Raw genomic sequence first — 10,952 nt, 5'->3', positions numbered from 1 at the left:
CATTTTCTGGTGATTCCGAAGAGCCATATTGCTTCCGTGTCCCAGATCGACGGGAGTAACAGTGCTTTGGTTGCCCACATTTTCGAGGTGATCGCAAAGCTCACCGCCGAAAAGGGCATCGGAAGCTATCGCGTGGTTTCCAACATTGGGGAACAGGCGGGGCAGAGCGTGCCGCACCTGCACTTCCATGTGCTGGGCGGACGGGATATGACCTGGCCTCCGGGCTAAAACCAGAAAAAGTTTATTGCCTGCGGGCAATGCAAAGAAGGGGGCCGGGGAAGTCAATTCCCAGGCCCCCTTGGAGCTTGTCGCTTCGGCTTTGGATGCCGACGGGGCCGCTCTCCGTCCATTGGCCTCTGGGCGGGGCGAAGCCTGCGCCTTTCTGGGAAAAATCCCGCCCTTCGCACTTGTTCTTTGCGGTGAAATTTGATATACTATGCAAGTTAGGGTAGCGGGGAAGCTGCCTTTGCGGAGAGCGGCGGCAAAATGCCTGCCGCGCCGGAGAAAGGCGACGGCGGGGCTTCCTGTCTGGCGCGGTTCCGGAATCTTCCGGACGAGGTATGAAATGACAAACGACATGACAGAATTGACGGCGGTGGCTCCGGAGGCGGTTCGGGGACAAGGGCTGTACGAATGGGTGCGGGCGCTGGTGTCCTCCGTGCTGGCGGTGGTGCTGGTGTTTGCTTTCGCCGTGCGGCTGATCGGCGTGGACGGACAGTCTATGCTGCCCACGCTTCAGGACGGGGACCGATTGGCGGTTACCGTGGGCCTGCTGGCGGGAACGTACAAGGCCGGAGACATTGTGGTTTTGCGAAAGCAGAGCTTTTTGCAGGAGCCCATCGTCAAGCGGATTATCGCCGTGGGCGGGCAGACGGTGGACATTGATTTTGATGAGGGCAGCGTCAGCGTGGACGGAAAGGTTTTAAACGAGCCATACATCCGGGAGCTGACCTTTCGCTGCGACGGAACGGAGTTTCCCCTGACGGTGCCGGAAGGCTCCGTCTTTGTGATGGGGGACAACCGCAACCACTCCAACGACAGCCGGGATGTGCGGCTGGGTACGGTGGACGAGGGGTATATCATCGGCAGGGCGGCGCTGATTCTGTATCCCGGCAGGGATTCGGAGACAGGGCAGCGGGATTTTTCCCGCATCGGCCTGATTCGGTGAAGGCACAAGGAGGAAACGCGTGGAAAACGGACAGAATTTAAATATTCAGTGGTATCCCGGCCACATGACCAAAACCCGGCGGATGATTGCCGACCAGCTAAAAAACGTGGACGCGGTGTGCGAGCTGCTGGACGCCCGCATCCCTGTTTCCAGCCGGAATCCGGACGTGGATGAGCTGACGGCGGGAAAGCCCCGTCTGGTGGTTTTAAACCGGGCCGATCAGGCGGACCCGGCCAAAACGCGGCTGTGGGCGGCTTATTTCCGGGAGAAGGGCTATGCGGTGCTGGAGTGCAGCGCAAAGGGCGGAGACGGAGTGGAGCGGTTTCCCGCCGCCGTGCGGGCGCTGCTTGCGGACAAGCTGCGGGCCTATGCGGAAAAGGGGCAGGTGGGCCGGACCATGCGGGTGATGATCTTGGGGATTCCCAATGTGGGAAAGTCCACCTTCATCAACCGGGTGGCAAAGCGGAAAACCGCCAAAACCGAGGACCGGCCCGGCGTTACCCGGGCGAAGCAGTGGGTCCCCATCGATCAGGGGCTGGAACTGCTGGACACGCCGGGAATTCTCTGGCCCAAGTTTGAGGATCAGAGTGTGGGGCTGAATCTGGCCTTCACCGGCGCGGTGCGGGATGAGGTGATCGACATTGAGACGCTGGCCTGCAACCTCATGAGCTATCTTGCCGCCCGGTATCCGGACCAGCTTGCCGAGCGGTATAAGTTTCAGCCCCAGCCGGGGGCTTCCGGCTATGAATTACTGGAGGAAGCCGGACAGAAGCGGGGCTTTGTGATTCGGGGCGGGGAAATCGACACGGAGCGGATGGCCAAAATCCTGCTGGACGAGTTCCGGGGCGGGAAGCTTGGACGCTTTACCCTTGAAACGCCGGAGGAGCGGGAAAATGGCTGAGATGGAACATCCGTGGAGCATTGAAGAGCAGTGCTTTGCCGCCGGGTATGAAACGGTGTGCGGCGCGGACGAGGCGGGGGCCGGTCCGCTGGCTGGGCCTGTATACGCGGCGGCGGTGATTCTGCCCCGGGGGCTTGTTATTGACGGGCTGAACGACTCCAAAACGCTGACGGAGAAAAAACGGGAAGCGCTGTTTGAAATCATAAAAACCGAGGCGGAGGACTATTGCGTAGCTTGGGTGGAAGCCCAAGAAATTGACGGCATCGACATTCTCAACGCCCGGATGAAGGCCATGCAGCTTGCCATCGACGGGCTGAAAAAGAGGCCTGATTTTGCCCTGATTGACGGGAACCGGGACCGGGGAAGCCTGTGTGCCATCACCGCGCCTCATGAAACCGTGGTGGGCGGGGACGGAAAAAGCGCATCTATCGCGGCGGCGTCTATTCTGGCGAAGGTCAGCCGGGACCGGTTTGTGACGGAAGTGCTGGATAAGGAATACCCGCTTTATCAATTTGCAAAACACAAGGGCTACGGCACCAAGCTGCACTATGCAATGCTGGACGCTTACGGTCCCTGTCCCGCCCATCGGCGGAGCTTTTTGAAGAAATGGGAGAAGGGAAGGCCATGACCACGAAAAGCGCCGGAAACCGGGGCGAGACGGAAGTCGCGGGATATCTGAGGCGGCGGGGCTATGGGCTGCTTGCCAGCCAGTGGCGCTGCCGGTTTGGGGAGATTGATTTGATTGCCCGGGACCCGGAGGGACTTTTGTGCTTTGTGGAGGTAAAGCTGCGGAGCAATTTGCAGGTGGGCCTTCCAAGAGAATTTGTGACCGGGGCGAAGCAGGCGCGGATTAGGTCCGCCGCCGCGCTGTACATGAGCGTGAAGGATTTGGACGAGCCCGCCCGATTTGACGTGGCGGAGGTTTACGATGAAAGCGGCGCACTCCGGGTGGAATATCTGGAAAACGCGTTTGAATAAGGCTGCCGGGGGCCAGACGGAAGACACGCGGCGGCGCGACAAGCAGGAGGAAGAGACATGAAGTATTACAGCACGCGGGACACCGCAGTGGCCCTTAGCGCGGCGCAGGCCGTGCAGCAGGGTCTGAGTCGGGACGGCGGCCTTTTAACCCCCACGGAATTTCCAACGCTTTCACAGGAAGAGCTGGAAGCCCTGCTGCCCCTGAGCTATCCCCGGCGGGCGGCGGCGGTGATGGGACTGTATCTGACGGATTACAGCGCGGAGGAACTGCTGGATTTTGCCGAGACGGCCTACGGCCCCGCCCGGTTTGACACTGCCGCCGTGGCCCCGGTGCGGACGCTGGACGAAGCTACCCATTGCCTGGAACTTTGGCACGGGCCGACCTCTGCGTTTAAGGATTTGGCGCTTCAGATGCTGCCTCGGCTGCTGTCCGCTGCTTTGAAGAAAACGGGGGAGCGCCGGACGGCCTGCATCCTCGCGGCCACCTCCGGCGACACCGGCAAGGCCGCCATGGAGGGATTTGCCGACGTGGAGCAGACAAAAATTCTGGTGTTTTACCCCAAGGACGGCGTTTCCGCCGTGCAGGAGGCCCAGATGCTTACCCAGAGGGGCGAAAACGTGGGCGTTTGTTCCGTAGTGGGGAATTTTGACGACGCGCAGAGCGGCGTGAAGCATATTTTTTCCGATGAAGCCCTTCGGGAGGAGCTGGACGGGCGGGGCTATTTCCTCTCCTCCGCCAACTCCATCAACTGGGGCCGGATTCTGCCGCAGGTGGTCTACTATATCTCCGCCTACTGCGATCTGGTACGGGACGGGAAGCTGAAAATGGGAGAGAAGGTCAACTTCTGCGTGCCCACCGGGAACTTCGGCGATATCCTTGCGGGGTACTACGCAAAAAAGATGGGCCTTCCCGTTGGAAAGCTCATCTGCGCGTCCAACAAAAACGACGTGCTGACGGAGTTTTTGACCACCGGGACCTATGACCGCAACCGGAATTTCTACAATACCATCAGCCCCTCCATGGACATCCTGATTTCCTCCAATCTGGAGCGGCTTTTATTCGACCTTTCGGGGCAGAACGGCGAGCAGGTGAAGGACTATATGGACCAGTTGGCCATGAGCGGCAGCTATCGGGTGAGCGATGAGATTTTCGGGCAGATCCGCGAGCTGTTCTGGGCCGGGTCCTGCGGCGAAGCGGAAACCGCCGCAGCCATCGGGCGCTATTATCGGGAGCGGGACTATCTGCTGGACACCCACACCGCCGTGGCGGCGGACGTGCTGGAGCAGTACCGTGCCAAAACCGGAGATAACGCTCCCGCCGTGTTTGTATCCACCGCGTCCCCCTTCAAATTCTGCGACAGTGTGCTTGCCGCCATCGGCGAGAAGGCGGAGGGCTCGGGAACAGAACTGATCGACCGGCTGCAATATGTCACAGGACAGCCTGCCCCGTGGCGGCTGGCGGCCCTGCGGGAGAAGGAGAATCGGTTTGACCTGTGCCGGAAAAAAGAGGAGATGCCCCAGACGGTGCGAGATTTCCTCAGATAATTCCGGGACATCCGGCGCGGGAGGCTACTGCCTGCAAGAAATCAAGAAAAGGAGGGCGTGAATGGCCCTATATGCGATTGGAGACCTGCATCTTTCCCTGACCGCGAACAAGTCCATGGAGGTCTTCGGGGAGGCGTGGAAGGACTACGTAAACCGAATTGCCGCGTCCCTTTCCTTACTGACGGAAGAGGACACGCTGATTCTGGACGGCGACACCTCCTGGGGCATGAGCATGGAGGAGGCGGAGGCAGACTTCCGCTTTTTGGAGCAGTTTCCCGCAAAAAAGCTGCTGGTGAAGGGAAACCACGATTACTGGTGGACCACGGTAAACAAAATGAGCGGCTTTTTCGCGGAGAAGGGACTAACCAGCTTTTCGTTCCTCCACAACAACTGTTATTTTTACGAGGAGTACGCCCTGTGCGGCACCCGTGGCTGGTTTCAGGAAGAGCGCCAGAAGCCCCCGGACGCAAAGGTTTTGAACCGGGAGGTCATGCGGCTGGAAACCTCCCTCCGGGCGGCGGGGGACAGGCCGATTTTGTGCTTCCTCCACTATCCGCCGCTGTACAAGGGCTATCAGTGCCCCGAGATTCTGGCGCTGCTGGAAAAATACCGGGTGAAGTCCTGCTATTACGGGCATCTTCACGGGCCGGTGATCCGCCGCCGTTTTGAGGGCGAACAGGCCGGAACTGCCTTTTCCCTCATCTCTGCGGACTATTTGGAGTTCGTTCCAAAAAAAATTATCGAATGATGAAAAAAGTGTGGATTTTTCCGCATTTGTCTGATATTATAAGGAATTGTACCGGCTTGCACCGGTCATGAACGGAGGAGTAAACAATATGAACGTGAAAAACTGCGAAAAACAAGAAAAAAGTACCGTCGCCCTGACCGTGGAGGTCAGCGCGGAGGAATTTGAGGCCGCACTTGTAAAGGCATATCAGAAGATGCGCAAACAGATCAATGTACCGGGCTTCCGTCCCGGCAAGGCTCCCCGCAAGATTATCGAGGGGATGTACGGCGCAGAGGTGTTTTTCGAGGAAGCGGTCAATATCGCCATGCCCGATGCCTACGAGGCCGCCGTGGCGGAGCAGAAGCTGGAAGTTGTGGGGTATCCTCAGGTGGATTTGGAAGGCGAGCTCACCAAGGAGGGCTTTACCTTCAAGGCCTTGGTCCCCGTTTATCCCGAGGTGAAGCTTGGCCAGTATAAGGGCCTTGAGGCCCCCAAGTCCGATGTAAAGGTCAGCGCCGCCGATGTGGACGAGCGTCTGAAGGAAATGGCCGACCGCAACACCCGGCTGGTCTCCGCGGACCGGGAAGCGAAAAACGGCGACGTGGCCGTCATTGATTTCGAGGGCTTTCTGGACGGCAAGCCCTTTGACGGGGGCAAGGGCGAGGGCCACAGTCTGGAGCTTGGCTCCGGCAGCTTTATCCCCGGCTTTGAGGAGCAGGTGGTCGGCATGAAGGCCGGCGAGGAGAAGGATCTGGACGTGACCTTCCCCGAGGATTACACCCCCGAGCTTGCCGGCAAGGCCGTGGTGTTCAAGGTGAAGCTCCACGAGGTGAAGGAAAAGGACGTTCCCGCCATGGACGACGAGTTCGCCAAGGACGTGAGCGAGTTCGATACGCTGAAGGACCTGAAGGCGGACATCGAGAAGAAGATTACCGACGAGCGTGAGCAGGTGGCCCGTCAGGCGTTTGAGGATGCGCTGATGCAGAAGGCGGCAGAGAACATCACCGCCGATGTCCCCGATGCGCTGGTGGAATCTCAGGCCCGCCGCTTCGTGGACAATTTCAAAAATCAGATTCAGCAGCAGGGTATTCCCTATGAGCAGTATATGCAGATGACCGGCATCACCGAGGCCAAGCTGCTTGAAGACGCCAAGGAACCCGCTCTGCGGCAGGTGCGCATGGATCTGGCGCTGGCCGCCATCATCAAGGAGGAAAAGATCGAAATTTCCGACGAGGATGTGGAAGCCGAGTACAATACCATGGCAGCGCAGTACGGCATCGAGCTGGAGAACATCAAGAAGTACCTGCCCGCCGAACAGATTAAAGATCAGCTCAGCAGCCGCAAGGCGATTGAGCTGGTGCGGGACAGCGCCGTTGCTGTGGAGGCCAAGGCCGAGGAGACGGAGGAGAAGCCCGCCAAGAAGACTGCCGCCAAGAAGCCTGTCAAGGCTGCTGAGGGCGAGGAGAAGCCCGCCAAGAAGGCTGCCAAGGCCGCCGACGGTGAGGAGAAGCCCGCCAAGAAGCCCGCCGCCAAGAAGACTGCCAAGAAAGCGGACTAATCTTCCGGAAAACCGTTTACTTTTTACAGATTCGACACATTCTCTCATGGTACCTGTGGTATCATGGGAGAATGTTTCTAGACGGACCAACCCCGGCAAGGGACCGGGGACTCCGCAGACCAGTATCAAAGTGGAGGTTATACCAATGAGCTTAGTACCTTACGTAGTGGAACAAACCAACCGTGGCGAGCGGTCCTACGATATCTTTTCCAGACTGCTGAATGACCGGATCGTCTTTTTGGGCGAGGAGGTCAACGCCACCACCGCCAGTCTGGTTGTGGCCCAGCTTCTGTATTTGGAGGCGCAGGACCCCGACAAGGACATCCAGCTCTATCTCAACAGCCCCGGCGGCTCCGTCACCGACGGAATGGCCATTTACGATACCATGCAGTACGTCAAGTGCGACGTGTCCACTGTGTGCGTGGGCATGTGCGCGTCCATGGGTGCGTTTTTGCTGTCCTCCGGCGCCAAGGGCAAGCGGATTGCCCTGCCCAACGCCGAAATCATGATTCACCAGCCCTCCGCCGGGACCCAGGGCCAGATTACCGACATGGCCATCCATCTCAAGCGGCTGGAAATTATTAAAAAGCGCATGAACCTCATTCTTGCGGACAACACCGGAAAGTCCCTGGAAGAAGTTACTGCCGCCTGCGAGCGGGACAATTTCATGTCCGCCGAGGAGGCCAAGGAATTTGGCCTGATCGACAAAATTATCACCAATCACTGATTGCGCCTTTCCGAAAAGGCAGAACTGAGGTAAAACCATGCCGAACGACGACAAAAGAACTCTTCGCTGCTCCTTCTGCGGCAAGCACGAGCAGCAGGTTCACCGGATGATTCAGGGACCGGGCGTGCGTATCTGCGACGAATGCGTCCAGCTATGCATGAGCATTTTGAACGATGGGTTCGAGGACACCGGCGCCTCCGGTCTGGAGGAAATCCCTGACAAGCTGCCCACGCCTCAGGAAATCAAGGGCGTGCTGGATCAGTATGTGATCGGGCAGGACGAAGCGAAGGTCGCTCTGTCTGTGGCGGTGTACAACCATTATAAAAGGATTTATTTCGGCGGCGACGAGGAGGTGGAACTGCAAAAGAGCAACATCCTCATGCTGGGTCCCACCGGCTCCGGCAAGACGTTGTTTGCCCAGACGCTGGCCCGCATTCTGAAGGTCCCCTTCGCCATCGCGGACGCAACCACTCTCACCGAGGCGGGCTATGTGGGCGACGATGTGGAGAACATTCTTCTGCGGCTTTTACAGGCTGCCGACTTTGACGTGGAGCGGGCCGAACGGGGCATTATCTATGTGGATGAGATTGACAAAATCGCCCGCAAGAGCGAAAATGTCTCCATCACGCGGGATGTGTCCGGCGAGGGCGTGCAGCAGGCTTTGCTGAAAATCGTCGAGGGCACGGTAGCCAACGTTCCCCCTCAGGGCGGACGCAAGCACCCTCATCAGGAATTTATTCAGGTGAACACAAAGAACATCCTGTTCATCTGCGGCGGCGCCTTCGATGGGCTGGATAAGATCATCGAGCAGCGGCTGGATCAGAAGAGCATCGGCTTCGGCGCGAAGATCGAGGGGAAGAAGGAGCGGAACCTGAGCCGCATTTTGGCCGGGGTTCAGCCTCATGATATTTTGAAATACGGCCTGATTCCCGAGCTGGTGGGCCGCCTTCCTGTGATCGCCACGCTGAACGCACTGAGCCGCGAGGATTTGGTGCGGATTCTCACAGAGCCGAAAAACGCTCTGGTCAAGCAGTATAAAAAGCTACTTGGGTACGACGATGTGGAGCTGATTTTTGATCAAGAGGCGCTGGAAGCCGTGGCCGACAAGGCCATCGAGCGGAATATCGGCGCCCGGGGTCTGCGGGCGGTCATGGAATCCATGCTGACGCAAATTATGTATGACATTCCCTCCGACCCCACGATTGAAACCGTGCGGATTACCCGGGCCTGCGTGGAGGGGGCGGAGCAGCCCGCGCTGGTACACGACAAGCGGCGCGCAAGCCACCCGGTGAAGCTGAACAACGGCAAGGCCGAAAAGCCGGAGATTGCCGGCAGTACACCGGCCTCCGCATCCTGAGCAGCCGCAAGCCTGACATAGAAAGGGGGACGCGAGCCGCGTCTCCCTTTCTTTAATAAGAAAGGAACCTGGCTATGGAGCTGACAACCTGGAACATTCCCGTTCTGGCCCTGCGGGGCCTGACGGTTTTTCCACATATGAACATCACCTTTGATGTGGAGCGACCCATCTCTATTGCGGCCCTGAGCCGGGCCATGGAGACGGATCAGGAAATTTTTCTGGTGACGCAAAAGGAAATCGGAACGGCGGTGCCGGGGGAGAAGGATCTCTACCGGGTGGGCACCGTGTCCCACATTTCTCAGGTCCTGCGCGTGTCTGAAGGAAGCGTGCGGGTGATGGTGGAGGGGGGCCGCAGGGCGCGGATGAAGCGCCTGTGGCAGTCCGAACCGTTTTTGCAGGCCAACGTGGAGGCGATGCCGGAGCAAAAAGAGTCCGACGCGTTTTTGAACAGTCCCCGGACAGAGGCCCTTCTGCGCCAGACCACCGTGCTATTTGAGGAATACGCGGGGAAGGTGTCCAACCTGCCCGACGGCGTGAAGGCACAGGTGCTGGAAAGCCGGGACCCGGGATATCTTGCGGATTTTCTGGCACAGAACGTCCAACTGCGAGCTGAGGAACGGCAGAGCATCCTGGAGGAGACTTCCGCCTACGTCCGGCTGCGCAAGCTCAACGAGTTTTTGGCACGGGAGAACGACGTGCTGGCTTTTGAGGGCGAAATGGAGAACAAGGTTCGTTCTCAGCTTGCCCGGTCCCAGCGGGAGCAGATTCTGCGGGCCCAGATTCGGGTGATGCAGAGTGAGCTGGGCGAAAGCGAAGACGGGGACGAAGAGCTGGACGAATACCGCATGCGCATTCTCCGGCTGGACTTGCCGGAGGACACGGAGGCCCACCTGATGAAAGAGGTGGATAAACTGGGCAAGCAGCCCTATTCCAGCGCCGAGAGCGCGGTGATCCGCAACTATCTGGACGTGTGTCTGGAGATGCCGTGGAATACCGTGACCCGTGAGCGGCTGAATGTTGAAGCTGCCAAAAAAATCCTGGATAAGGACCATTTCGGCCTTGAAAAGGTAAAGCAGCGGATTGTGGAGACGATTGCCGTGCGCCAGATGAACCCGGGGGGGAAGGGGCAGATTCTTTGCCTTGTCGGCCCTCCCGGCGTGGGCAAAACCTCCATCGCCGTCAGCGTTGCCAAGGCGCTGAATCGGAAGCTGGCCCGGCTGAGCTTGGGCGGCGTCCGGGACGAGGCGGATATCCGGGGCCATCGGAAAACTTATATTGGCTCCATGCCGGGGCGGATTATTGAAGCCATCAGTCGCGGCAAGTCCATGAATCCGTTGCTGCTGCTGGACGAAATCGACAAGCTGGGCAACGACTTCCGGGGTGACCCGGCATCCGCCCTGCTGGAGGTGTTGGATTCGGAGCAGAACCACGCCTTCCGGGACCATTTTATGGAAATTCCGGTGGATTTGAGCCGTGTCATGTTCATCACCACCGCCAATACCACCGATACCATTCCCCGTCCTTTGCTTGACCGGATGGAGGTCATTCAATTGGGTAGCTATACCGACGAGGAAAAGCTGCAAATTGCCAAAAATCACTTGATTCCCAAGCAAATGAAGGAGCACGGGCTGAAAAAGTCCCAACTCAAGATAGACGACGGGGCCATCCGCGCCCTGATTCGGGATTACACAAGAGAGTCCGGCGTACGCATTCTGGAGCGGCGGATTGCCGCCCTGTGCCGCAAGGCGGATTTGAGGCTGCTCACCGGCGAGACGAAGCGCGTCGCCGTGGCGGAAGCAGATTTGCACGGACTGCTGGATATGTCTCCCTACCCCCCTGCCCTCCACACGGAACGGGAGGAGATTGGCGTGGTCAACGGGCTTGCATGGACCGAGGTTGGCGGCGAGATTCTGGAGGTGGAGGCCAATGTGATGGACGGCACCGGGAAGTTGGAGCTGACCGGAAATCTGGGCGACGTGATGAAGGAATCC

The 10,952-nt window shown here is 58.8% G+C and carries 11 protein-coding genes; all 11 read left to right on the top strand.

Annotation, left to right across the window (positions count from 1 at the left end):
• Positions 1-228: HIT domain-containing protein (locus B2W96_RS09860; protein ID WP_293010121.1), on the top strand; the 228-nt coding region annotated here is incomplete at its 5' end.
• 337 nt (positions 229-565) lie between these two features.
• Complete coding sequence (gene lepB, locus B2W96_RS09855) at positions 566-1,168, top strand: signal peptidase I (protein WP_293010120.1); 603 nt, start codon at positions 566-568, stop codon at positions 1,166-1,168.
• Positions 1,169-1,187: 19 nt separating this feature from the next.
• Positions 1,188-2,069, top strand: a complete 882-nt coding sequence (ylqF, locus tag B2W96_RS09850; RefSeq protein ID WP_293010119.1) for a ribosome biogenesis GTPase YlqF — start codon at positions 1,188-1,190, stop codon at positions 2,067-2,069.
• A complete protein-coding gene (locus B2W96_RS09845) occupies positions 2,062-2,697 on the top strand; it encodes a ribonuclease HII (protein ID WP_293010118.1) in 636 nt (211 codons plus the stop codon). The genes ylqF and B2W96_RS09845 overlap by 8 nt, the downstream gene beginning before the upstream one ends.
• Positions 2,694-3,047: a YraN family protein gene (locus B2W96_RS09840; RefSeq protein ID WP_293010117.1), complete on the top strand. Its 354-nt coding sequence runs from the start codon at positions 2,694-2,696 to the stop codon at positions 3,045-3,047. Before B2W96_RS09845 ends, B2W96_RS09840 begins: the two co-directional genes overlap by 4 nt.
• Before the next feature lie 57 nt (positions 3,048-3,104).
• Entirely contained in the window at positions 3,105-4,592 is a 1,488-nt protein-coding gene (gene thrC, locus B2W96_RS09835) for a threonine synthase (protein WP_293010116.1), read from the top strand.
• 61 nt (positions 4,593-4,653) lie between these two features.
• Positions 4,654-5,340, top strand: coding sequence for a metallophosphoesterase (locus B2W96_RS09830; protein ID WP_293010115.1), 687 nt, complete (start codon positions 4,654-4,656; stop codon positions 5,338-5,340).
• Positions 5,341-5,428: 88 nt separating this feature from the next.
• The gene (gene tig / locus B2W96_RS09825; protein WP_293010114.1) at positions 5,429-6,877 is read left to right on the top strand and encodes a trigger factor; all 1,449 of its coding nucleotides are present in this window, start codon (positions 5,429-5,431) and stop codon (positions 6,875-6,877) included.
• Positions 6,878-7,022: 145 nt separating this feature from the next.
• Positions 7,023-7,604 carry an ATP-dependent Clp protease proteolytic subunit gene (locus tag B2W96_RS09820; protein WP_293010113.1) on the top strand — a complete coding sequence of 194 codons (582 nt, stop codon included), beginning with the start codon at positions 7,023-7,025 and terminating at the stop codon, positions 7,602-7,604.
• Between the two features lie 37 nt (positions 7,605-7,641).
• A complete protein-coding gene (gene clpX / locus B2W96_RS09815; RefSeq protein WP_293010112.1) occupies positions 7,642-8,961 on the top strand; it encodes an ATP-dependent Clp protease ATP-binding subunit ClpX in 1,320 nt (439 codons plus the stop codon).
• A 74-nt stretch (positions 8,962-9,035) separates the two neighbouring features.
• A partial coding sequence (gene lon, locus B2W96_RS09810; RefSeq protein ID WP_293010111.1) for an endopeptidase La occupies positions 9,036-10,952 on the top strand: 1,917 nt, incomplete at its 3' end.

The sequence above is a fragment of the Oscillibacter sp. UBA6647 genome (genome assembly GCA_002455655.1).
In the GTDB taxonomy this organism is placed as follows: domain Bacteria; phylum Bacillota; class Clostridia; order Oscillospirales; family Oscillospiraceae; genus Oscillibacter.
The sequence above is the reverse complement of the archived record's forward strand: the minus strand, read 5'-3'. Positions and strand labels throughout refer to the sequence as shown.